This window comes from Bacillus sp. BD59S, from assembly GCF_007363175.1.
Classification (GTDB): Bacteria; Bacillota; Bacilli; order Bacillales; family Bacillaceae_G; genus Bacillus_A; species Bacillus_A pacificus.
In genome coordinates this window covers 92,251-112,317 of sequence record NZ_CP034686.1, presented here as the reverse complement: position 1 = coordinate 112,317, position 20,067 = coordinate 92,251, and the positions used below count along the sequence as shown (strand labels likewise).

35 protein-coding genes are annotated in these 20,067 nt (G+C 41.0%); all 35 read right to left on the bottom strand.

Annotated elements, in window-relative coordinates:
- Positions 1 to 17: 17 nt before the first annotated feature.
- The 35 genes from rplQ to EKQ63_RS02350 all read right to left on the bottom strand — a co-directional run bounded on the left by rplQ (position 18) and on the right by EKQ63_RS02350 (position 19,988).
- A complete protein-coding gene (gene rplQ / locus EKQ63_RS02525) occupies positions 18 to 380 on the bottom strand; it encodes a 50S ribosomal protein L17 (protein WP_000331490.1) in 363 nt (120 codons plus the stop codon).
- Positions 381 to 415: 35 nt separating this feature from the next.
- Complete coding sequence (locus EKQ63_RS02520) at positions 416 to 1,360, bottom strand: DNA-directed RNA polymerase subunit alpha (protein WP_000569643.1); 945 nt, start codon at positions 1,358 to 1,360, stop codon at positions 416 to 418.
- A gap of 180 nt (positions 1,361 to 1,540) precedes the next feature.
- Positions 1,541 to 1,930, bottom strand: a complete 390-nt coding sequence (gene rpsK, locus EKQ63_RS02515) for a 30S ribosomal protein S11 (protein WP_000101799.1) — start codon at positions 1,928 to 1,930, stop codon at positions 1,541 to 1,543.
- A gap of 24 nt (positions 1,931 to 1,954) precedes the next feature.
- On the bottom strand, positions 1,955 to 2,320 hold the full coding sequence (gene rpsM, locus EKQ63_RS02510) for a 30S ribosomal protein S13 (protein ID WP_000090788.1): 366 nt from the start codon (positions 2,318 to 2,320) through the stop codon (positions 1,955 to 1,957).
- Between the two features lie 21 nt (positions 2,321 to 2,341).
- Positions 2,342 to 2,455, bottom strand: a complete 114-nt coding sequence (gene rpmJ, locus EKQ63_RS02505) for a 50S ribosomal protein L36 (protein WP_000868344.1) — start codon at positions 2,453 to 2,455, stop codon at positions 2,342 to 2,344.
- A gap of 35 nt (positions 2,456 to 2,490) precedes the next feature.
- A complete protein-coding gene (infA, locus tag EKQ63_RS02500) occupies positions 2,491 to 2,709 on the bottom strand; it encodes a translation initiation factor IF-1 (protein WP_001029884.1) in 219 nt (72 codons plus the stop codon).
- A gap of 68 nt (positions 2,710 to 2,777) precedes the next feature.
- Entirely contained in the window at positions 2,778 to 3,524 is a 747-nt protein-coding gene (map, locus tag EKQ63_RS02495) for a type I methionyl aminopeptidase (protein WP_000582539.1), read from the bottom strand.
- The gene (locus EKQ63_RS02490) at positions 3,524 to 4,174 is read right to left on the bottom strand and encodes an adenylate kinase (protein WP_001048992.1); all 651 of its coding nucleotides are present in this window, start codon (positions 4,172 to 4,174) and stop codon (positions 3,524 to 3,526) included. Before EKQ63_RS02490 ends, map begins: the two co-directional genes overlap by 1 nt.
- Positions 4,175 to 4,230: 56 nt before the next feature.
- Complete coding sequence (gene secY, locus EKQ63_RS02485) at positions 4,231 to 5,532, bottom strand: preprotein translocase subunit SecY (RefSeq protein ID WP_000490114.1); 1,302 nt, start codon at positions 5,530 to 5,532, stop codon at positions 4,231 to 4,233.
- Positions 5,532 to 5,972 carry a 50S ribosomal protein L15 gene (gene rplO, locus EKQ63_RS02480; RefSeq protein WP_143880705.1) on the bottom strand — a complete coding sequence of 147 codons (441 nt, stop codon included), beginning with the start codon at positions 5,970 to 5,972 and terminating at the stop codon, positions 5,532 to 5,534. Before rplO ends, secY begins: the two co-directional genes overlap by 1 nt.
- 33 nt (positions 5,973 to 6,005) lie before the next feature.
- Positions 6,006 to 6,188, bottom strand: a complete 183-nt coding sequence (rpmD, locus tag EKQ63_RS02475) for a 50S ribosomal protein L30 (protein WP_001085234.1) — start codon at positions 6,186 to 6,188, stop codon at positions 6,006 to 6,008.
- A 13-nt stretch (positions 6,189 to 6,201) separates the two neighbouring features.
- Positions 6,202 to 6,702, bottom strand: coding sequence for a 30S ribosomal protein S5 (gene rpsE, locus EKQ63_RS02470; protein ID WP_000554646.1), 501 nt, complete (start codon positions 6,700 to 6,702; stop codon positions 6,202 to 6,204).
- Positions 6,703 to 6,723: 21 nt separating this feature from the next.
- A complete protein-coding gene (rplR, locus tag EKQ63_RS02465; protein WP_000628816.1) occupies positions 6,724 to 7,086 on the bottom strand; it encodes a 50S ribosomal protein L18 in 363 nt (120 codons plus the stop codon).
- A gap of 31 nt (positions 7,087 to 7,117) precedes the next feature.
- A complete protein-coding gene (gene rplF, locus EKQ63_RS02460) occupies positions 7,118 to 7,657 on the bottom strand; it encodes a 50S ribosomal protein L6 (RefSeq protein WP_000086558.1) in 540 nt (179 codons plus the stop codon).
- A gap of 32 nt (positions 7,658 to 7,689) precedes the next feature.
- Positions 7,690 to 8,088, bottom strand: coding sequence for a 30S ribosomal protein S8 (gene rpsH / locus EKQ63_RS02455; protein ID WP_000245511.1), 399 nt, complete (start codon positions 8,086 to 8,088; stop codon positions 7,690 to 7,692).
- A gap of 29 nt (positions 8,089 to 8,117) precedes the next feature.
- Positions 8,118 to 8,303, bottom strand: a complete 186-nt coding sequence (gene rpsN / locus EKQ63_RS02450; RefSeq protein ID WP_001085700.1) for a 30S ribosomal protein S14 — start codon at positions 8,301 to 8,303, stop codon at positions 8,118 to 8,120.
- 33 nt (positions 8,304 to 8,336) lie between these two features.
- Entirely contained in the window at positions 8,337 to 8,876 is a 540-nt protein-coding gene (gene rplE, locus EKQ63_RS02445; protein ID WP_001080831.1) for a 50S ribosomal protein L5, read from the bottom strand.
- 26 nt (positions 8,877 to 8,902) lie between these two features.
- Positions 8,903 to 9,214, bottom strand: coding sequence for a 50S ribosomal protein L24 (gene rplX / locus EKQ63_RS02440; RefSeq protein ID WP_000558200.1), 312 nt, complete (start codon positions 9,212 to 9,214; stop codon positions 8,903 to 8,905).
- A 38-nt stretch (positions 9,215 to 9,252) separates the two neighbouring features.
- Positions 9,253 to 9,621, bottom strand: a complete 369-nt coding sequence (gene rplN, locus EKQ63_RS02435; RefSeq protein WP_000615912.1) for a 50S ribosomal protein L14 — start codon at positions 9,619 to 9,621, stop codon at positions 9,253 to 9,255.
- A 43-nt stretch (positions 9,622 to 9,664) separates the two neighbouring features.
- Complete coding sequence (gene rpsQ / locus EKQ63_RS02430) at positions 9,665 to 9,928, bottom strand: 30S ribosomal protein S17 (RefSeq protein WP_000004106.1); 264 nt, start codon at positions 9,926 to 9,928, stop codon at positions 9,665 to 9,667.
- Between the two features lie 20 nt (positions 9,929 to 9,948).
- On the bottom strand, positions 9,949 to 10,149 hold the full coding sequence (rpmC, locus tag EKQ63_RS02425; protein WP_000855718.1) for a 50S ribosomal protein L29: 201 nt from the start codon (positions 10,147 to 10,149) through the stop codon (positions 9,949 to 9,951).
- A complete protein-coding gene (rplP, locus tag EKQ63_RS02420) occupies positions 10,139 to 10,573 on the bottom strand; it encodes a 50S ribosomal protein L16 (RefSeq protein ID WP_000928971.1) in 435 nt (144 codons plus the stop codon). The genes rpmC and rplP overlap by 11 nt, the downstream gene beginning before the upstream one ends.
- Position 10,574: 1 nt before the next feature.
- Complete coding sequence (gene rpsC / locus EKQ63_RS02415) at positions 10,575 to 11,234, bottom strand: 30S ribosomal protein S3 (RefSeq protein WP_000529956.1); 660 nt, start codon at positions 11,232 to 11,234, stop codon at positions 10,575 to 10,577.
- 3 nt (positions 11,235 to 11,237) lie between these two features.
- Complete coding sequence (gene rplV / locus EKQ63_RS02410; protein WP_001148024.1) at positions 11,238 to 11,579, bottom strand: 50S ribosomal protein L22; 342 nt, start codon at positions 11,577 to 11,579, stop codon at positions 11,238 to 11,240.
- 17 nt (positions 11,580 to 11,596) lie between these two features.
- A complete protein-coding gene (gene rpsS / locus EKQ63_RS02405) occupies positions 11,597 to 11,875 on the bottom strand; it encodes a 30S ribosomal protein S19 (RefSeq protein WP_000124453.1) in 279 nt (92 codons plus the stop codon).
- Between the two features lie 60 nt (positions 11,876 to 11,935).
- Positions 11,936 to 12,766, bottom strand: a complete 831-nt coding sequence (gene rplB, locus EKQ63_RS02400) for a 50S ribosomal protein L2 (protein ID WP_000511580.1) — start codon at positions 12,764 to 12,766, stop codon at positions 11,936 to 11,938.
- A gap of 28 nt (positions 12,767 to 12,794) precedes the next feature.
- Positions 12,795 to 13,085 (bottom strand): 50S ribosomal protein L23, encoded by a 291-nt coding sequence (gene rplW / locus EKQ63_RS02395; RefSeq protein WP_001205558.1) that lies wholly within the window; start codon positions 13,083 to 13,085, stop codon positions 12,795 to 12,797.
- Positions 13,085 to 13,708, bottom strand: coding sequence for a 50S ribosomal protein L4 (rplD, locus tag EKQ63_RS02390; protein ID WP_001127258.1), 624 nt, complete (start codon positions 13,706 to 13,708; stop codon positions 13,085 to 13,087). The genes rplW and rplD overlap by 1 nt, the downstream gene beginning before the upstream one ends.
- 25 nt (positions 13,709 to 13,733) lie before the next feature.
- The gene (gene rplC, locus EKQ63_RS02385) at positions 13,734 to 14,366 is read right to left on the bottom strand and encodes a 50S ribosomal protein L3 (RefSeq protein WP_000160207.1); all 633 of its coding nucleotides are present in this window, start codon (positions 14,364 to 14,366) and stop codon (positions 13,734 to 13,736) included.
- A 34-nt stretch (positions 14,367 to 14,400) separates the two neighbouring features.
- Positions 14,401 to 14,709, bottom strand: coding sequence for a 30S ribosomal protein S10 (gene rpsJ / locus EKQ63_RS02380; protein WP_001040596.1), 309 nt, complete (start codon positions 14,707 to 14,709; stop codon positions 14,401 to 14,403).
- A 400-nt stretch (positions 14,710 to 15,109) separates the two neighbouring features.
- A complete protein-coding gene (gene tuf / locus EKQ63_RS02370) occupies positions 15,110 to 16,297 on the bottom strand; it encodes an elongation factor Tu (RefSeq protein WP_001029614.1) in 1,188 nt (395 codons plus the stop codon).
- A gap of 117 nt (positions 16,298 to 16,414) precedes the next feature.
- On the bottom strand, positions 16,415 to 18,493 hold the full coding sequence (gene fusA / locus EKQ63_RS02365; protein WP_087951331.1) for an elongation factor G: 2,079 nt from the start codon (positions 18,491 to 18,493) through the stop codon (positions 16,415 to 16,417).
- A 209-nt stretch (positions 18,494 to 18,702) separates the two neighbouring features.
- On the bottom strand, positions 18,703 to 19,173 hold the full coding sequence (gene rpsG, locus EKQ63_RS02360; RefSeq protein WP_001137493.1) for a 30S ribosomal protein S7: 471 nt from the start codon (positions 19,171 to 19,173) through the stop codon (positions 18,703 to 18,705).
- Positions 19,174 to 19,202: 29 nt separating this feature from the next.
- A complete protein-coding gene (rpsL, locus tag EKQ63_RS02355; protein WP_001142340.1) occupies positions 19,203 to 19,625 on the bottom strand; it encodes a 30S ribosomal protein S12 in 423 nt (140 codons plus the stop codon).
- Between the two features lie 114 nt (positions 19,626 to 19,739).
- Positions 19,740 to 19,988 (bottom strand): ribosomal L7Ae/L30e/S12e/Gadd45 family protein, encoded by a 249-nt coding sequence (locus EKQ63_RS02350; RefSeq protein WP_087951330.1) that lies wholly within the window; start codon positions 19,986 to 19,988, stop codon positions 19,740 to 19,742.
- Between the last annotated feature and the right edge of the window lie 79 nt (positions 19,989 to 20,067).

Genomic DNA, 20,067 nt, shown 5'->3' with positions numbered 1-20,067 from the left:
TGCCCTTTTAATTATCATTATACTAACTCGATAATTACCATTGGTGCTGCGTCTCCGCGACGTGGACCAATTTTTGCAATACGAGTGTATCCGCCTTGGCGCTCAGCATAGCGTGGAGCTACATCAGCGAATAGTTTTTGAAGTGCATCTTGACCAGTCTCAGCGTTAGCTACTTCATTGCGAATGAAAGCTGCTGCTTGACGACGAGCATGAAGATCTCCGCGTTTACCTAAAGTGATCATTTTTTCCACTACAGAACGAAGTTCTTTTGCACGAGTTTCTGTCGTTTGGATGCGCTCGTTGATAATTAAATCAGTAGCTAAGTCACGTAACATAGCTTTACGTTGCGCACTTGTACGGCCTAATTTTCTGTATGCCATTCGTAGTTCCCTCCTTTGTTGATGGGTTTAAATCCTCAGTCGTCTTTACGTAAACCTAAACCTAATTCCTCAAGTTTATGTTTAACTTCTTCTAAGGATTTACGTCCTAAGTTACGAACTTTCATCATATCTTCTTCTGTTTTGTTCGCAAGCTCTTGTACAGTATTAATTCCTGCACGTTTTAGGCAATTATAAGAACGAACAGAAAGGTCTAGTTCTTCGATAGTCATCTCAAGAACTTTCTCTTTTTGATCTTCTTCCTTCTCGACCATAATCTCAGCATTTTGTGCTTCATCAGTTAAACCAACAAAGATATTTAAATGCTCAGTTAAGATTTTGGCACCTAAAGAGATAGCTTCTTTTGGCCCGATGCTTCCATCCGTCCATACATCAAGCGTAAGCTTATCATAATTAGCCACTTGTCCGACACGTGTCTTTTCCACTTGGTAAGTCACACGTGATACTGGAGTATAAATAGAATCAATAGGAATTACTCCTATTGGTTGATCTTCGCTTTTATTTGCATCAGCTGGCGTATACCCACGGCCACGCTTTGCAGTTAAACGCACGCGGAAATGCGCATCTTTTGCTAACGTTGCAATGTGTAAATCTGGATTTAAGATTTCTACATCACTATCGTGAGTAATATCAGCAGCTGTGACAATACCTTCGCCCTGCACATCAATTTCCAACGTCTTCTCTTCTTCAGAGTAGATTTTAAGAGCTAACTTTTTCAAGTTTAAGATGATCGTTGTAACGTCTTCTACTACGCCCTCAACTGTTGAAAATTCATGTAATACGCCATCGATTTGGATAGCAGTAACAGCGGCACCAGGGAGTGAAGATAAAAGAATACGACGTAAGGAGTTACCCAACGTAGTACCATATCCACGCTCAAGCGGTTCAATTACGAATTTACCATATTTAGCATCTTCGTTAAGTTCAACCGTTTCGATTTTCGGCTTTTCGATTTCAATCATTAACTAAACCCTCCTTCAAAACGTCGAAACCCCGGTTAAACAAAGGTATAACCCCTGTCTAACCGAAAGTCCCCCTTAGGCAGTTCCCGATTGTGCACAACAAGCGATGTTTCTGTACGAAATTTCTCGATAATGCATCATATCCATTATAGACAAAAGGGAAAATTCTATACAGAAAAATTACACACGACGACGTTTTGGTGGACGACATCCATTATGAGGAACTGGAGTAACATCTCTAATTGCTGTTACTTCTAGACCTGCAGCTTGAAGAGCACGAATTGCAGCTTCACGACCAGCACCAGGACCTTTAACAGTAACCTCTAAAGTTTTTAAACCGTGCTCCATTGCAGCTTTAGCAGCAGTTTCAGCAGCCATTTGCGCAGCGAATGGAGTAGATTTACGAGATCCACGGAAACCAAGTGCACCAGCACTAGACCAAGAAAGTGCGTTACCGTGAGTATCTGTAAGTGTTACGATTGTGTTGTTGAAAGTAGAACGAATATGAGCTACACCAGCTTCAATATTCTTTTTCACACGTTTTTTACGAGTGTTTGTTTTACGTGCCATTGTTAGTTCAACCTCCTTTACTTATTATTTCTTTTTATTTGCTACTGTACGACGTGGACCTTTACGTGTACGAGCATTGTTTTTAGAGTTTTGACCACGAACTGGTAAACCACGACGGTGACGAAGACCACGGTAAGAACCGATCTCCATTAGACGTTTGATGTTAAGAGATACTTCACGACGAAGGTCTCCCTCAACTTTAATACGATCGATGATATCACGGATACGTCCTAATTCGTCTTCCGTTAAATCACGAACTCGTGTTTCTTCAGAAATACCTGCTTCTGCAAGAATTTTTTCAGCAGTTGTGCGACCAATGCCGAATACGTAAGTTAAAGAAATAACAACGCGTTTGTCTCGAGGAATATCTACACCTGCGATACGTGCCATTACGAATGCACCTCCTTCTGATTAACCTTGTTTTTGTTTATGTTTAGGGTTTTCACAAATAACCATTACTTTTCCACGTCTACGAATAACTTTACATTTTTCGCAGATTGGTTTAACTGACGGTCTTACTTTCATGTCTCGAACCTCCTTAAAGATTACGGAGTGCTATATTATTTAAAACGGTACGTAATACGACCACGATTTAAATCGTACGGAGATAATTCTACCGTAACTTTGTCTCCTGGTAAAATACGAATGAAGTTCATACGGATTTTACCAGAAACGTGAGCCAATACGACATGCCCATTCTCTAATTCTACTTTGAACATAGCATTTGGCAACGTTTCAAGAACGGTACCTTCGACTTCAATTACATCATCTTTAGCCATTCAATAGTTCTCCCTTCATCAAATCAGTAACATTTTACACTGCTCTGAAATCCCGGAGAGCCAGCTACTTATAAAGTGGTAAGGATTTCGTATCCTGCTTCTGTAAGAGCAATCGTGTGCTCAAAATGGGCACACCATTTACCATCTACCGTTACCACTGTCCAGTCATCAGATAGTGTTTTTACATATCGTCTTCCTTGATTCACCATCGGCTCAACACAGATGACCATTCCCGGCTTTAATCTAGGGCCTCTATTTGGTGGACCATAGTGCGGGATTTGAGGGTCCTCATGTAAGTCTTGCCCGATTCCGTGACCAACATACTCCCTAACGATCGAGAATCCATTCTCTTCAGCATGGGTTTGAACCGCATGTGAGATATTTGATAATCTCTCGCCTGGTTTTACTTGTTCTAGACCAAGATACAACGATTTTTCTGTGACATCAAGTAGCTTTTGAACAGATTCAGAAATGTTTCCAACTGGATACGTCCATGCAGAATCTCCATGGTACCCATTGTATTTCGCACCAATATCGATACTGATGATATCGCCCTCTTTGAGCTTGCGCTTTCCTGGAATTCCGTGTACAAGCTCTTCATTTACAGAAGCACATATGCTCCCCGGAAATCCGTTGTATCCTTTAAAAGATGGCGTAGCACCATATTTTTGAATCGTCTTTTCCGCTATTTGATCGAGCTCTTTCGTTGTAATTCCTGGAGTAATGTGTTGTTTTAACTCTTGATGAGTTAAAGCAACGATCCTGCCAGCTTCTCGCATGATTTCTATCTCGCGAGGAGTTTTGCAGATTATCATTACGCTAAGCCTCCGATGAGAACATCGATATCAGCAAATACTTTATTGATATCTTGCTCACCATTAATGCTTTGTAGGTAACCAAGCTCCTCGTAGAAATCAAGCAAAGGTTTAGTTTGCTTAATATTTACATCTAAGCGATTTGCTACAGTTTCTTCATTGTCATCAGAGCGTTGATATAATTCGCCACCACATTTATCACACACGTCAGCTTTTGCTGGCGCATTGAATTCTAAGTGGTAAGTCGCACCGCACTCTTTACAAATGCGACGGCCTGTAAGGCGTTTTAATAACAACCCTGAATCCACATTAATGTTTAAAACATAGTCGATTTTTTTGCCAAGATCTTTCATAATCTCTTCAAGAGCTGATGCTTGTGCAACAGTTCGTGGGAAACCATCTAATAAGAAGCCTCTTACGCAGTCTTCTTGACTTAAACGTTCACGAACGATTCCGATTGTAACTTCATCTGGAACAAGTGCACCTTTATCAATAAAAGATTTTGCTTGTAAACCCATTTCAGTTTCAGCCTTCATAGCTGCACGGAACATATCTCCTGTTGAGATGTGAGGGATGTTATACTTGGCAACAATCTGTTCGGCTTGTGTACCTTTACCAGCACCAGGAAGCCCCATTAAAATTAAGTTCATCCTTGTTCCCCCTCAGAGTACATGAGCATGTAGGGAAGACAATACTTCCCACTTACTCACTGCTTGATAAACCCTTTGTAATGGCGTTTTACCAGTTGGCTTTCTAGCTGCTTCATTGTTTCTAAAGCAACGCCGACAACGATTAACATACTCGTTCCACCGATCTGTGCAGATGGAGGAAGATTTCCCAGCTTCGTAAAGATAACTGGTAAGATTGCAATCGCTGCTAGGAAAATTGATCCTACAAAGGTCAAACGATACAAGATTTTTGTTAGATATTGTTCCGTATTCTTACCCGGACGAATACCTGGAACATATCCACCTTGTTTGTTTAGATTCTCTGACATTTGCTCTGGATTAACCTGAACAAACGCATAGAAATATGTGAAGGCTACAATGAGCGCAACATATATGATCATTCCCACTGGGTGAGAATAGTTAAAGTTTGCAATAATCCACTGCGATACATCATGTTTCGGGAAGAACTGTGCAATAGTCGGAGGCGTAATTAAGAATGAAACAGCAAAAATTACTGGAATAACACCAGCACTATTTACCTTAAGCGGTAAATGTGTGTTTTGTGCTCCAGCATAACCACCATTTCCTCCTGTTACACGCTTCGCATATTGAATTGGGATCTTTCTAACAGCCTGTTGAATGAAAATAACACCCACAATAACTGCTAGCACAGCTAGTAAGATCAATGCAACTTTAACGATACTCATGAACAATTGATCTCCGATATTTTGAAACTGTTGCTGATACACTTGAGATATAACACTTGGGATCGCTGCGGCAATACCACCAAAGATTAGGATGGAAATACCATTACCTACACCTTTAGCTGTAATCTGTTCACCTAACCACATTAAAAATGCAGTACCAGCAGTCAGTACCGTAGCAATGTATAAATAAGTGCTCCAACCAGGATTCAAAATTAATTGTCCACCTACCATACCGTTAAAACCGATTGACATACCAAACCCCTGAATAAACGCAAGAACAATTGTAAAATAACGCGTGAATTGCGTTAATTTACGACGGCCCATTTCACCTTGCTTCGCCCATTCCGAAAATTTAGGAACAACATCCATCTGCAATAATTGCACGATGATGGATGCTGTAATATACGGCATGATTCCCATCGCAAAGATGGAGAAGTTTTTCAAGGCTCCACCGCCAAATGTATTTAGAATACCTAAAGCATTTAATTGATCTTGTGCCTTCAGTACGTCTCCATTTGTAAATGGCACGGGGATAAACGTGCCAATCCTGAATACGATTAACATCGCTAAAGTGAATAATATTTTACGTCTTATCTCAGCAACGCGCATAAAGTTGGAGATTGTACGAAACATTAGATCACCTCAACTGATCCGCCAACTGCTTCAATTGCTTCTTTAGCACTTGAAGAGAACTTGTGCGCTTTAACAGTTAGTTTTTTCTCTACTGCGCCGCTTGCAAGAATTTTAACACCGTCGTTTAATTTGCTGATAACGCCAGTTTCCAGCAATAATTCAGGTGTTACTTCTGTACCATCTTCAAAACGATTTAACGTTGATAAGTTTACAATAGCAAACTCTTTACGGTTAATGTTTGTGAAGCCGCGTTTTGGTAAACGACGGAATAATGGAGTTTGACCACCTTCGAAGCCAAGACGAACACCGCCGCCAGAACGTGCGTTTTGTCCTTTATGACCTTTACCAGCAGTTTTACCGTTACCAGAACCGATACCACGACCGACACGGTTACGTACTTTACGAGAACCTTCTGCAGGTTTTAATTCATGAAGTTTCATTCCCAGGCACCTCCTTATATTAATGAGTTATCCTTAAGCTTCTTTTACAGTTACAAGGTGAGAAACTTTGTTGATCATACCAAGAATAGCAGGAGTTTCTTCCTTAACTACAGTTGAATTCAACTTTTTAAGACCTAAAGCTTCTACCGTCGCACGTTGATCTTGTGGACGACCAATTACACTACGAGTGAGGGTAATTTCTAACTTTTTCGCCATTTGTTTTCCCTCCTTAACCTAGTAGCTCTTCTACAGATTTACCGCGTAATTTTGCAACATCTTCAGCGCGCTTAAGTTCGCTTAATCCGTTCACAGTAGCGCGAATCATGTTGATTGGTGTGTTAGAACCAAGAGATTTCGAAAGAATATCTTGTACACCTGCTAATTCAAGGACCGCACGAACAGGTCCACCAGCAATAACACCAGTACCCTCAGCAGCAGGCTTTAAGAATACTTCACCAGCGCCAAAATGACCGTTGATTGTGTGTGGAATTGTTGTACCAACTAATGGTACAGCGATTAAGTTTTTCTTAGCGTCTTCGATAGCTTTGCGGATTGCGTCTGGTACCTCTTGTGCTTTACCAGTACCGAATCCAACATGACCGTTTTTATCGCCAACTACAACTAGTGCAGCAAAGCGGAAACGACGACCACCCTTAACAACTTTCGCGACACGATTTATCGTAACTACACGTTCTTCAAGTTCTAATTTACTTGGGTCAATGCGATGCATCAATTTTCCCTCCTTTGACCATTAAAATTGTAATCCAGCCTCACGAGCAGCTTCAGCTAGAGCTTTAACACGGCCATGGTATAAGTAACCACCGCGATCAAATACTACTTCTTTAACGCCTTTCTCTACAGCACGCTTAGCAACTGATTCTCCAACTTTCGTAGCAGCTTCAATATTGCTAGTACCGTTAAGAGCAAGGTCTTTATCAAGAGTAGATGCACTTACTAACGTTACACCATTCACATCATCAATAACTTGAGCGTAAATATGTTGGTTAGAACGGAACACGTTTAAACGTGGACGCTCTGCAGTACCAGTAAGTTTAGCACGTACACGTGCATGTCTTTTCTTACGAGTCGCATTTTTATCAGCTTTAGTGATCATTCTTGTCACTCCTTTCTCTCACCTAACGGGTTTACTTAGCAGTTTTACCTTCTTTACGACGAACAACTTCGCCTTCGTAACGAATACCTTTACCTTTGTAAGGCTCAGGAGCACGTACAGCACGGATGTTAGCAGCGAATTCGCCAACACGTTGCTTGTCGATACCTTTGATTACGATCTTAGTTGGTGCAGGTACTTCAACTTCAAGACCTGCTTCCGGAGTCATTTCTACTGGATGAGAATAACCTACGCTTAATACAAGTTTATCACCTTGTTTTTGAGCACGGTAACCAACACCGACTAATTCAAGTCCGCGTGCGAAACCTTCAGTTACACCTTCAACCATGTTTCCGATTAAAGCACGAGTTGTACCGTGTAATGCACGGTGTTCCTTCTGTTCAGATGGACGCTCAACTGTTAATGTATTCTCTTCAATTTTGATAAGCATATCAGCATTGAAAGTACGAGTTAATTCACCTTTAGGGCCTTTTACTGTTACAGTATTGTCTTCTGCAACTGTAATAGTAACACCTGCAGGGATTTCAAGAATCTTTTTACCAATACGAGACATGTGGTCACACCTCCGTTCGTTTTAAATATATATTACCAAACGTATGCTACTACTTCTCCACCAGTTTGTAATTGACGAGCGTCTTTGTCTGTCATTACTCCCTTAGATGTAGAAACAAGAGCGATACCTAATCCGTTAAGTACACGTGGTACTTCGTCAGCTTTAGCGTAAACGCGTAAGCCAGGTTTACTGATACGTTTTAATCCAGTGATTACACGTTCATTGTTTGCACCATATTTCAGGAAAATACGAAGGATACCTTGTTTGTTATCCTCGATGTATTCTACATCACGAATGAAACCTTCACGTTTTAAAAGTTCAGCGATCTCTTTTTTGATTTTAGAAGCAGGAACCTCTAATTTCTCATGACGTACCATGTTCGCATTACGGATGCGAGTAAGCATGTCTGCAATTGGATCTGTCATCACCATGTGTTTTACCTCCTTCCCATTTGTGGGTTTTACCAACTAGCTTTTTTAACACCAGGAATTTGACCTTTATATGCAAGTTCACGGAAACAAATACGGCAAAGTTTAAATTTGCGGTATACAGAATGCGGACGACCGCAGCGTTCGCAACGTGTATACTCTTGTACTTTAAACTTAGGAGTACGCTTTTGTTTCGCTATCATAGATTTTTTAGCCACGTTTTCGCCTCCTCTACTTAGCGTTGGCTTCCATTATTTTTGGAATGGCATACCGAATTGTGTTAACAGTTCACGAGCTTCTTCATCAGTTTTCGCTGTAGTAACGATTACGATGTCCATACCGCGGACTTTGCTTACTTTATCATAATCAATCTCAGGGAAAATAAGTTGCTCTTTAACACCTAATGTATAGTTTCCACGACCATCGAATGATTTCTTAGAAACACCACGGAAATCACGTACACGTGGTAAAGAAACTGATACTAATTTGTCGAAGAACTCATACATTTGCTCGCCGCGTAAAGTTACTTTCGCACCGATTGGCATACCTTCACGAAGACGGAAACCAGCGATTGATTTTTTAGCACGCGTTACAACAGGTTTTTGACCTGTGATTTGTGTTAATTCTTCTACTGCGTTGTCTAACGCTTTTGAGTTAGATACCGCGTCACCAACACCAGTGTTGATTACGATCTTTTCGATTTTTGGTACCTGCATTACAGATTTATAGTTAAACTTGCTCACTAGAGCAGGAGTAATTTCCTTTTGGAACTTCTCTTTAAGGCGATTCAATGAAGTGACCTCCTTTCTTAAGAAAATTATTTATCTAATAATTCACCAGATTTTTTTGCAATACGAACTTTTTTACCATCTTCTACTTTGAAGCCTACGCGAGTAGGTTCACCTGTTTTCGGATCTAAAATCATAACGTTAGAAACGTGAATAGGTGCTTCTTTAGTAATAATTCCACCTTGTGGATTTAATTGAGATGGCTTAGAGTGCTTCTTAACGATATTGACACCCTCAACGATAACACGGTTTTGCTTTGGGAAAGCCACAAGGATAACGCCTTGTTTTCCTTTGTCTTTACCAGTGATTACCTGTACTTTATCACCTTTTTTTACATGCATCTTAATTCTGCACCTCCTTAGCAAGGCAATACCTTAAATTATAGAACTTCTGGAGCTAAAGAAACGATCTTCATGAAGTTGCTATCACGTAATTCACGAGCTACTGGTCCGAAGATACGAGTACCACGTGGGCTCTTATCGTCTTTAATGATAACCGCTGCGTTTTCATCAAATTTGATGTAAGAACCATCCGGACGACGAGCACCGCTCTTCGTACGTACTACTACTGCTTTAACAACGTCACCTTTTTTAACAACGCCACCTGGTGTTGCTTGTTTTACCGTAGCAACGATAATGTCACCAATGTTAGCATATTTACGACCAGAGCCGCCTAATACTTTAATTGTTAAAAGTTCACGTGCACCAGAGTTGTCAGCAACTTTCAAACGAGATTCTTGTTGGATCATGTTATGAAACCTCCCTTCGGACTAAAAATTCCGATTCGTCTATTTAGATAATAACCGCTTCTTCAACGATTTCAACTAAACGGAAACGCTTAGTAGCAGAAAGCGGGCGAGTTTCCATGATTTTTACGATATCGCCAAGTTTCGCTTGGTTTTGCTCATCATGGGCTTTGTACTTCTTAGAATACTTAACACGTTTTCCGTACAAGGAATGAGTTTTGTAAGTTTCAACTAAAACTGTAATCGTTTTGTCCATTTTGTCAGACACTACACGACCAGTATAAACTTTGCGTTGGTTACGTTCGCTCACTATGCAAACCTCCCCTCAATTTATCGATTAATTCCGATCTCTCTTTCACGAACTACAGTTTTCATACGAGCAATTGCCTTACGCACTTCACGAATGCGAGTTGGATTCTCTAATTGTCCTGTAGCAAGTTGGAAGCGAAGATTAAACAACTCTTCCTTTAAAGCTTTAACTTTTGTTTCGATTTCGGCAGTGGTTAATTCACGAATATCATTAGTTTTCATTAGATTCACCACCATTTTCTTCACGTTTTACGAATTTACATTTCACAGGTAACTTGTGAGCTGCAAGACGTAATGCTTCGCGTGCTACCTCTTCAGATACACCCGCGATTTCGAACATAATTTTCCCAGGTTTTACTACTGCTACCCAGCCTTCTGGTGCCCCTTTACCGGAACCCATACGTACTTCTAGAGGTTTTGCAGTGTAAGGTTTAGAAGGGAAAATTTTAATCCATACTTTACCGCCACGTTTCATGTAACGAGTCATTGCACGACGAGCAGCTTCGATTTGACGGTTTGTAATCCATGAAGCAGCTTGTGCTTGTAAACCGAATTCACCGAAAGCTACTTCAGTTCCACCTTTAGCACGACCACGCATTTTACCACGATGCTCTCTACGATATTTTACGCGTTTTGGCATTAACATATTATTTTCCTCCTTCCTCAGAAGCTTTCTTTTTTGTAGGAAGGACTTCTCCACGGTAGATCCATACTTTTACGCCTAATTTACCGTATGTTGTATCAGCTTCAACTGCTGCATAGTCAATATCAGCGCGAAGTGTATGAAGTGGAACAGTTCCTTCACTGTAAGATTCTGCACGAGCGATATCAGCTCCGCCAAGACGACCAGAAACCTGTGTTTTAATACCTTTAGCACCTGCACGCATAGCACGTTGAATAACTTGCTTTTGTGCACGACGGAATGATACACGGTTTTCTAATTGACGAGCGATGTTTTCGCCTACTAATTTAGCGTTAAGATCAGCTCTCTTAACTTCTAAAATGTTGATGTGTACACGCTTGCCTGTTAATTGGTTAAGAGCTTTACGAAGTGCTTCAACTTCAGTACCACCTTTACCAATTACCATACCAGGTTTTGCAGTGTGAATTGTAACATTTACACGATTTGCTGCACGTTCGATTTCTACTTTAGCAACAGCAGAATCTTTTAAGCGTACATTAATGTACTCACGGATTTTGATGTCTTCATGTAATAATGTAGCGTAATCTTTCTCAGCGAACCAACGAGATTCCCAGTCACGGATAACGCCGACACGAAGACCAATTGGATTAACCTTTTGACCCATCGATTATCCCTCCTTCTTTTCTGATACCACAACTGTGATGTGGCTTGTGCGTTTGTTAATTTGGCTTGCACGACCCATTGCACGTGGACGGAAACGTTTTAACGTTGGACCTTCGTCAACGAAAACTTTCTCAACAACTAGGTTGTTAATGTCCATTTCATAATTGTGCTCTGCATTTGCGATTGCAGATTTTAAAACTTTTTCTACAACTGGAGAAGCAGTTTTTGGTGTGTGGTTAAGGATAGCAATCGCTTCACCCACTTGCTTACCTCGGATTAAGTCTACAACTAAACGAACTTTACGAGGAGCAATACGAACTGTTCTCGCTACTGCTTTAGCTTGCATTGAAGTGCCTCCTCTCATTATCTTCTAGTTTTCTTATCGTCAGCATCATGACCTTTATACGTACGAGTTGGTGCGAATTCACCTAACTTGTGGCCTACCATGTCTTCAGTAACATATACAGGTACATGTTTACGACCGTCATATACAGCGATTGTGTGACCGATGAACTGAGGGAAGATCGTTGAACGACGAGACCAAGTTTTAACAACTTGCTTTTGCTCAGTTTCATTTAGCTTTGCAATTTTACTCATTAAATGATCATCGACAAATGGTCCTTTTTTCAAGCTACGAGCCATTTTGGTGCCTCCCTTCGTGATTGCCGTACGGTTCTTAAAGTGAACCGTACTACAATCCCATTATTTTTTACGACGACGAACGATGAATTTGTCAGACGCTTTGTTTTTCTTACGAGTTTTGAATCCAAGAGTTGGTTTACCCCATGGAGACATTGGAGACTTACGTCCGATTGGTGAACGTCCTTCACCACCACCGTGTGGGTGATCAACTGGGTTCATTACAGAACCACGAACAGTTGGGCGCTTACCTAACCAGCGAGAGCGACCAGCTTTACCGATCTTGATAAGTTCGTGTGACTCGTTACCAACTTGACCTACAGTTGCACGGCAAGCAGATAATACAAGACGCACTTCACCAGAAGTTAAACGTACAAGAACGTATTTACCTTCTTTACCAAGTACTTGTGCAGATGTACCAGCAGAACGAACTAATTGTCCACCACGACCTGGTTTAAGCTCGATGTTATGAACAACAGTACCTACTGGAATGTTGATTAATGGTAATGCGTTACCGATTTTAATGTCAGCTTCAGCGCCAGACATAATTTCCATACCTACTTCTAAGTTCTTAGGAGCAAGAATGTAACGTTTTTCACCGTCAACGTAGTTAATTAATGCGATATTCGCAGAGCGGTTTGGATCGTATTCGATCGTAGCAACGCGTCCTGGAATTCCATCTTTGTTACGTTTGAAGTCGATGATACGGTATTGACGCTTGTGTCCGCCACCTTGATGACGTACAGTGATTTTACCTTGGTTATTACGACCAGCCTTTTTGCTTAAAGGAGCAAGTAAAGACTTTTCGGGTCTGTCAGTCGTGATTTCAGCGAAATCATTCGTAGTCATGTTACGACGACCGTTAGTAGTTGGATTATACTTTTTAATTCCCATCTCAATTTCCCTCCTTCTTTAGTAAGAATTAAACGCCTTGGAAGATTTCGATTTCTTTGCTGTCAGCAGTTAGCTTAACGATTGCTTTACGACGACGGCTAGTAAAACCAGCGTGACGACCAACGCGTTTTGCTTTCGGCTTGTAGTTCATGATGTTCACTTTTTCTACTTTAACACCAAAGATCGCTTCTAGAGCATCTTTAACTTCTGTTTTATTAGATTTAACGTCCACATCGAACGTGTATTTTTTTTCAGCCATCATTTCCATAGAACGTTCAGTGATAACTGGGCGCTTAATGATATCACGAGGATCTCTCATTATGCAAGCACCTCCTCTACTTTTTCCACTGCCGCTTTTGTCATGATTAGCTTATCATGATGAAGCACGTCTAAAACGTTTACGCCATCAGCAGTGATTACTGTTACTCCAGGGATATTGCGAGCAGATAACTCTACAGATTCGTTTGCATCAGCAGTTACGATAAGAGCTTTCTTCTCAACAGTTAATCCTTTAAGTACTGCTAGCATATCTTTTGTTTTTGGTGCATTTAACACTAGGTCTTCAAGAACTACAATGTTGTTCTCAACTACTTTAGTAGCTAATGCAGATTTGATTGCTAAACGACGAACTTTCTTAGGAAGTTTGTACGCATAGCTTCTTGGTGTAGGTCCGAATACCGTACCACCACCACGCCATTGAGGAGAGCGGATAGACCCTTGACGAGCACGTCCAGTTCCTTTTTGACGCCATGGTTTACGACCACCACCGCGAACTTCAGAGCGAGTTTTTACTTTGTGTGTACCTTGACGTAAAGATGCACGTTGCATCATTACAGCTTCGAAAAGTACAGCTTCATTTGGTTCGATACCGAAAATAGCTTCAGCTAATTCGATTTCACCAACCTGTGAACCAGTTTGGTTATATACAGTAACTTTTGGCATTGGAATTCCTCCTTCCTATTGTGAATTATTTGCTAACCTTCACAGCGCCTTGAACAACTACAAGAGATTTCTTAGCACCTGGAACGTTACCTTTTACTAGTAATAAGTTGCGCTCAGTGTCAACTTGAACGATTTCTAAGTTTTGGATAGTAACTTGGTCTCCACCCATACGTCCAGCAAGTTTTTTGCCTTTGAATACACGGTTCGGAGCAACTGGGCCCATTGAACCTGGACGACGGTGATAGCGAGAACCATGAGACATAGGTCCGCGAGATTGTCCGTGGCGTTTGATAACACCTTGGAAACCTTTACCTTTAGAAATTCCTGTTACATCAACGATTTCACCTGTAGCGAATACGTCAACTTTTACCTCTTGACCAACCTCTAATCCGTCCACGTCTGCATCGCGGATTTCGCGAATGAAGCGCTTAGGAGTTGTAGATGCTTTAGCAGTGTGGCCTTGTTCAGGTTTGTTAGTTAACTTTTCACGCTTATCTTCAAATCCTAACTGAATTGCGTTGTAGCCATCAGTTTCAGTTGTTTTCTTTTGAAGAACAACGTTTGGATTAGCAGCGATAACTGTTACTGGGATTAACTCACCGTTCTCAGCAAATACTTGAGTCATACCGATCTTTCTTCCTAAGATTCCTTTGGTCATGAGTTACACCTCCTACATTTTTAAGTTATATAAATTATAGTTTGATTTCGATATCTACACCAGATGGTAAGTCTAAACGCATTAATGAATCTACTGTTTGTGGAGTAGGACTCACGATGTCGATTAGACGTTTGTGCGTGCGCATTTCGAATTGCTCACGAGAATCTTTGTACTTATGAACAGCACGAAGAATTGTGTAAACAGTTTTTTCAGTTGGTAATGGGATCGGACCAGAAACTGTTGCCCCAGAACGCTTAGCTGTTTCTACAATTTTCTCAGCTGACTGATCAAGAATACGGTGATCGTAAGCTTTTAAACGGATACGAATTTTTTCTTTTGCCATTATTTTCCCTCCTTCGTTCGCCTATTTCTAAAATAGACCTTCTCCATGGAAATTTCCCCACACCATGCCATGGCAAAGCGGCCGGGTGTGTCAGCAACCTTCCACTTCATCGCAGTCAAAGACCAACATTGTCTATTATACAATGTTATTCGTCTAGATGCAAGCATCTTTTTGTTTGCATCTGCTTTTCTCTACTTTTGCTATTATACATGGCACTTTAAAGAATTTCAAGTTTTCATCTAGCAGAATTCATTTTACAGTTTCTGGATTTTGGTTTTGTTGATTTTATATTACTATAGAAGAAACTCGTCAAAACATTAAATAATCATTTTGTTTATTATATAAACGCAAACAAAAACCCCAAGGGAAAATCCCTCGGGGTTTTTTATATCAGTTAAGATTACTCAACGATAGTAGCAACTACACCGTAACCTACTGTACGTCCACCTTCACGAATAGAGAATTTAGTTCCCTCTTCGATAGCGATTGGAGCGATAAGTTCGATAGTCATTTCGATGTTGTCACCAGGCATTACCATTTCAGTACCTTCTGGTAATTGGATGATACCAGTTACGTCAGTTGTACGGAAGTAGAACTGAGGACGGTAGTTAGCGAAGAATGGAGTGTGACGTCCACCTTCTTCTTTAGATAATACGAAAACTTCAGCTTTGAATTTAGCGTGAGCTTTTACAGAACCGCTTTTTGCAAGTACTTGTCCACGTTGGATGTCTTCACGAGCAACCCCACGAAGTAAAGCACCGATGTTGTCTCCAGCTTGAGCTTGGTCAAGAAGTTTACGGAACATCTCTACACCAGTTACAGTTGTAGAAGCATTTTCTTCAGCAAGACCGATGATTTCTACTACGTCACCAACTTTAACGATACCGCGCTCAACACGACCAGTAGCAACTGTACCACGACCTGTGATAGAGAATACGTCCTCTACAGGCATTAAGAATGGTTTGTCAGTTTCACGTTCTGGAGTTGGGATGTAAGCATCAACTTCAGCCATTAATTCAATGATTTTTGCTTCCCAATCAGCTTCTCCTTGAAGAGCTTTAAGAGCAGAACCTTTGATTACAGGAATGTCGTCGCCTGGGAATCCGTATTCAGATAATAGGTCGCGAACTTCCATTTCTACTAATTCTAATAATTCTTCGTCGTCTACCATGTCGCATTTGTTTAAGAATACAACGATGTAAGGTACACCTACTTGACGAGAAAGAAGGATGTGCTCACGAGTTTGAGGCATTGGGCCATCAGCAGCAGATACTACTAAGATACCGCCGTCCATTTGAGCAGCACCAGTGATCATGTTTTTAACATAGTCAGCGTGACCTGGGCAGTCAACGTGTGCATAGTGACGAGTTTCAGTTTCGTACTCAACGTGTGCAGTTGAGATTGTGATACCGCGCTCTCTTTCTTCTGGAGCAGCATCGATTTGATCGTATCCGCGTGCTTCAGCACCACCAGCTTTTGCAAGTACTGTAGTGATCGCAGCAGTTAATGTAGTTTTACCATGGTCAACGTGGCCGATTGTACCGATGTTAACATGGGGTTTAGAACGTTCGAATTTAGCTTTAGCCATTCTAAATTCCTCCTTAGTTTATATAGGTTATTTTATATTTAGGCTAGAAAGTGAAACTTGCGTCCCACTTTCTAAGCTTACATAAGTAGTTATACGTGAAGAATCGATAAAAATCAATTATTCACCTTTATTTTTTTTGATAATTTCTTCAGAAACAGACTTTGGTACTTCTTCATAGTGGTCAAACACCATAGAGAATGTTCCGCGTCCTTGAGTGTTAGAACGTAATGACGTTGCATAACCGAACATTTCAGAAAGTGGAACCATAGCGCGAACAACTTGAGCGTTACCGCGAGCTTCCATACCTTCTACACGTCCACGACGAGATGTTACGTCACCCATAATGTCACCCATGTACTCTTCAGGAATTACAACTTCAACTTTCATCATTGGCTCAAGAATTACTGGGTTACATTTAGAAACCGCAGCTTTAAGTGCCATAGATGCAGCGATTTTGAACGCCATCTCAGATGAATCGACATCATGGTAAGATCCGTCAACTAATGCAGCTTTAATGTCTACTACTGGATATCCAGCAAGTACACCATTTTTAAGTGCATCTTCAAGACCTGCGCCTACAGCTGGGATGTATTCACGTGGAACAACACCACCGACGATCTTGTTTTCGAATTCGAATCCTTTACCTTCTTCGTTAGGTTCAAACTCAATCCAAACGTGACCGAATTGTCCACGTCCACCAGATTGACGAGCGAACTTACCTTCAACTTTCGCAGCAGCGCGGAAAGTCTCACGGTATGCTACCTGAGGAGCACCAACGTTTGCTTCAACTTTGAATTCACGGCGCATACGGTCAACGATGATATCAAGGTGAAGTTCACCCATACCAGCGATGATTGTTTGGCCAGTTTCTTGGTCAGTGTGAGCACGGAATGTTGGATCTTCTTCAGAAAGCTTAGATAATGCTGTACCCATTTTATCTTGGTCAGCTTTTGATTTTGGTTCGATAGCTACAGAGATAACTGGCTCTGGGAATTCCATAGACTCAAGGATAACAAGGCTCTTCTCGTCACAAAGAGTATCACCAGTAGTAGTATCTTTTAAACCTACAGCAGCAGCGATATCACCAGCGTAAACTGTTGAAATCTCTTCACGGCTGTTAGCGTGCATTTGTAGGATACGACCTACACGCTCACGCTTACCTTTAGTTGAGTTTTTCACGTATGATCCAGAGTTTAACACACCAGAGTACACACGGAAGAACGTTAACTTACCAACATAAGGGTCAGTCATGATTTTGAATGCTAAAGCTGCGAATGGTTCTTCATCGCTAGACTTACGTTCTACTTCTTCATCTGTATCCGGAAGAGTACCTTTAATAGCAGGTACGTCTAATGGAGATGGTAGGTAGTCGATAACTGCGTCTAACAGAATTTGAACACCTTTGTTTTTGAATGCAGAACCACAGATTACTGGGAAGAATTCTACAGAAGTTGTAGCCTTACGGATACCAGCTTTAAGCTCTTCTACAGTGATTTCTTCACCTTCTAGGTACTTCATCATCATTTCTTCATCAAGCTCAGCTACCGCTTCAATAAGTTTTCCACGGTATTCTTCAGCTAGTTCTTTATGCTCTTCAGGAATTTCAACACGTTGAATGTCTGTTCCTAAATCGTTACCGTACATGTAAGCACATTCTTCAACAAGGTCAATGATACCATTGAACTCATCTTCAGCACCGATTGGTAACTGAATTGGGTGTGCGTTTGCTTGTAAACGATCGTGGATTGTTCCTACAGAGTATAAGAAGTCAGCACCGATTTTATCCATTTTGTTAACGAATACGATACGAGGTACGCCGTAAGTAGTAGCCTGACGCCAAACAGTTTCTGTTTGTGGTTCTACACCAGATTGTGCATCAAGTACTGCTACCGCGCCATCAAGTACGCGTAAAGAACGTTCTACTTCTACTGTGAAGTCTACGTGACCTGGAGTGTCAATGATGTTTACACGGTGACCTTTCCATTGTGCTGTAGTTGCAGCAGAAGTAATTGTGATACCACGCTCTTGCTCTTGCTCCATCCAGTCCATCTGAGATGCACCTTCGTGAGTTTCACCGATTTTGTGAATACGTCCTGTGTAGTACAGAATACGCTCAGTAGCTGTTGTTTTACCAGCATCGATGTGAGCCATGATACCAATATTACGAGTGTTTTCTAAAGAGAACTCTCTTGCCATTTGGTGTCTTGCTCCTTCCATATATGGATTGGATTTTTTTTATTTTAAGTAGCAAAAAAGCCACTTTATATTGTTACACATGTCAGTATGTCCAGTACCCTCATTATGTAAAACGAGCGCCCAACGAAAGGGAGAGGCATTCTCCCTCTCCACACTTCCATAAGCGACAAATAAAGCGGTTTATGCTTACATTTATTTTACGTTGAATCCTACCAACGGTAATGAGCAAATGCTTTGTTAGCTTCTGCCATTTTATGAGTATCTTCACGTTTCTTAACAGATGCACCAGCGTTGTTAGCTGCATCTAAGATTTCGTTAGCAAGACGCTCTTCCATAGTTTTTTCACCACGAAGACGAGCGTAGTTTACTAACCAACGAAGACCTAAAGTTGTACGGCGTTCTGGACGAACCTCAACTGGAACTTGGTAGTTAGCACCACCAACACGACGAGCGCGTACTTCAAGAACAGGCATAATGTTCTTAAGAGCTTGCTCGAATACTTCCATTGGCTCTTTACCAGTACGTTCGCTTACGATATCGAACGCATTATAAAGAATTGTTTGAGATTTACCTTTTTTACCGTCAACCATCATTTTGTTGATAAGGCGTGTTACTAGCTTCGAATTGTACATTGGATCTGGTAACACGTCACGTTTTGCAACAGGTCCTTTACGAGGCATATTGAGTTCCTCCTTTCATTAAAAAGTTATTATTTCTTAGCCGCTTTTGGCTTTTTAGTACCGTATTTAGAACGGCCTTGCATACGCTTGTCAACACCAGCTGTATCAAGCGCACCACGAACGATGTGGTAACGTACCCCTGGTAAGTCTTTTACACGACCACCGCGAATTAATACTACGCTGTGCTCTTGTAAGTTGTGACCGATACCTGGGATGTATGCTGTTACCTCAATACCATTTGTTAAACGAACACGAGCATATTTACGTAACGCTGAGTTAGGTTTCTTTGGAGTCATTGTACCAACACGAGTACATACACCACGTTTTTGAGGTGCAGAGATATCAGTTGATTTTTTCTTTAAAGAGTTAAAACCTTTGTTTAACGCAGGTGATTTAGATTTCCATACTTTATCAGTACGACCATTTCTCACTAATTGGTTAATAGTAGGCATTTGATTATCCTCCCTTCGCATGTTTGTATGACCACATATCCAGGTGGTTCATTATTAGTTGAAAACAAAGTTTTTGCAAGGGAGAGCAAATGCTCTCTCCTCACAAAAACAGTTTTAACTTATTATTCCTATTGCTGAAGCTCCCACTTGAATCCCCGCAACTTTTCCAAGTTTACGAACTGATTCAACTTTTATTATGGGTATGTTATGTTGCAATGCAGTGCGAATGATAACATGGGTTAACCGCATATCAGCATCTTCTGCAATAACAACTTCTTTAACTATACCATTTTTGATTGCTTCCAATGTGCGTTTATGACCAACGACCACATTTTCAGCATTTGACACTTTTTGATAAGACATATAAATATCCTCCAAAGCATCGTTCAGGAGCAACCTTGCTTATAGTAACATTTTGACTCATACAATGTCAACTAGGATT

What these genes read in the sequence shown, in the direction of transcription:
- rplQ (WP_000331490.1), bottom strand. Translation starts at nt 380, where the DNA reads ATGGCATACAGAAAATTAGGCCGTACAAGTGCGCAACGTAAAGCTATG.
- EKQ63_RS02520 (WP_000569643.1), bottom strand. Translation starts at nt 1,360, where the DNA reads ATGATTGAAATCGAAAAGCCGAAAATCGAAACGGTTGAACTTAACGAA.
- rpsK (WP_000101799.1), bottom strand. Translation starts at nt 1,930, where the DNA reads ATGGCACGTAAAACAAACACTCGTAAAAAACGTGTGAAAAAGAATATT.
- rpsM (WP_000090788.1), bottom strand. Translation starts at nt 2,320, where the DNA reads ATGGCACGTATCGCAGGTGTAGATATTCCTCGAGACAAACGCGTTGTT.
- rpmJ (WP_000868344.1), bottom strand. Translation starts at nt 2,455, where the DNA reads ATGAAAGTAAGACCGTCAGTTAAACCAATCTGCGAAAAATGTAAAGTT.
- infA (WP_001029884.1), bottom strand. Translation starts at nt 2,709, where the DNA reads ATGGCTAAAGATGATGTAATTGAAGTCGAAGGTACCGTTCTTGAAACG.
- map (WP_000582539.1), bottom strand. Translation starts at nt 3,524, where the DNA reads ATGATAATCTGCAAAACTCCTCGCGAGATAGAAATCATGCGAGAAGCT.
- EKQ63_RS02490 (WP_001048992.1), bottom strand. Translation starts at nt 4,174, where the DNA reads ATGAACTTAATTTTAATGGGGCTTCCTGGTGCTGGTAAAGGTACACAA.
- secY (WP_000490114.1), bottom strand. Translation starts at nt 5,532, where the DNA reads ATGTTTCGTACAATCTCCAACTTTATGCGCGTTGCTGAGATAAGACGT.
- rplO (WP_143880705.1), bottom strand. Translation starts at nt 5,972, where the DNA reads ATGAAACTTCATGAATTAAAACCTGCAGAAGGTTCTCGTAAAGTACGT.
- rpmD (WP_001085234.1), bottom strand. Translation starts at nt 6,188, where the DNA reads ATGGCGAAAAAGTTAGAAATTACCCTCACTCGTAGTGTAATTGGTCGT.
- rpsE (WP_000554646.1), bottom strand. Translation starts at nt 6,702, where the DNA reads ATGCATCGCATTGACCCAAGTAAATTAGAACTTGAAGAACGTGTAGTT.
- rplR (WP_000628816.1), bottom strand. Translation starts at nt 7,086, where the DNA reads ATGATCACTAAAGCTGATAAAAATGCGACTCGTAAGAAAAGACATGCA.
- rplF (WP_000086558.1), bottom strand. Translation starts at nt 7,657, where the DNA reads ATGTCTCGTATTGGTAAAAAGATTCTTGAAATCCCTGCAGGTGTTACT.
- rpsH (WP_000245511.1), bottom strand. Translation starts at nt 8,088, where the DNA reads ATGGTGATGACAGATCCAATTGCAGACATGCTTACTCGCATCCGTAAT.
- rplX (WP_000558200.1), bottom strand. Translation starts at nt 9,214, where the DNA reads ATGCATGTAAAAAAAGGTGATAAAGTACAGGTAATCACTGGTAAAGAC.
- rplN (WP_000615912.1), bottom strand. Translation starts at nt 9,621, where the DNA reads ATGATCCAACAAGAATCTCGTTTGAAAGTTGCTGACAACTCTGGTGCA.
- rpmC (WP_000855718.1), bottom strand. Translation starts at nt 10,149, where the DNA reads ATGAAAACTAATGATATTCGTGAATTAACCACTGCCGAAATCGAAACA.
- rplP (WP_000928971.1), bottom strand. Translation starts at nt 10,573, where the DNA reads ATGTTAATGCCAAAACGCGTAAAATATCGTAGAGAGCATCGTGGTAAA.
- rpsC (WP_000529956.1), bottom strand. Translation starts at nt 11,234, where the DNA reads ATGGGTCAAAAGGTTAATCCAATTGGTCTTCGTGTCGGCGTTATCCGT.
- rplV (WP_001148024.1), bottom strand. Translation starts at nt 11,579, where the DNA reads ATGCAAGCTAAAGCAGTAGCGAGAACAGTTCGTATTGCTCCTCGTAAA.
- rpsS (WP_000124453.1), bottom strand. Translation starts at nt 11,875, where the DNA reads ATGGCTCGTAGCTTGAAAAAAGGACCATTTGTCGATGATCATTTAATG.
- rplB (WP_000511580.1), bottom strand. Translation starts at nt 12,766, where the DNA reads ATGGGAATTAAAAAGTATAATCCAACTACTAACGGTCGTCGTAACATG.
- rplW (WP_001205558.1), bottom strand. Translation starts at nt 13,085, where the DNA reads ATGAGAGATCCTCGTGATATCATTAAGCGCCCAGTTATCACTGAACGT.
- rplD (WP_001127258.1), bottom strand. Translation starts at nt 13,708, where the DNA reads ATGCCAAAAGTTACTGTATATAACCAAACTGGTTCACAGGTTGGTGAA.
- rplC (WP_000160207.1), bottom strand. Translation starts at nt 14,366, where the DNA reads ATGACCAAAGGAATCTTAGGAAGAAAGATCGGTATGACTCAAGTATTT.
- rpsJ (WP_001040596.1), bottom strand. Translation starts at nt 14,709, where the DNA reads ATGGCAAAAGAAAAAATTCGTATCCGTTTAAAAGCTTACGATCACCGT.
- tuf (WP_001029614.1), bottom strand. Translation starts at nt 16,297, where the DNA reads ATGGCTAAAGCTAAATTCGAACGTTCTAAACCCCATGTTAACATCGGT.
- fusA (WP_087951331.1), bottom strand. Translation starts at nt 18,493, where the DNA reads ATGGCAAGAGAGTTCTCTTTAGAAAACACTCGTAATATTGGTATCATG.
- rpsG (WP_001137493.1), bottom strand. Translation starts at nt 19,173, where the DNA reads ATGCCTCGTAAAGGACCTGTTGCAAAACGTGACGTGTTACCAGATCCA.
- rpsL (WP_001142340.1), bottom strand. Translation starts at nt 19,625, where the DNA reads ATGCCTACTATTAACCAATTAGTGAGAAATGGTCGTACTGATAAAGTA.
- EKQ63_RS02350 (WP_087951330.1), bottom strand. Translation starts at nt 19,988, where the DNA reads ATGTCTTATCAAAAAGTGTCAAATGCTGAAAATGTGGTCGTTGGTCAT.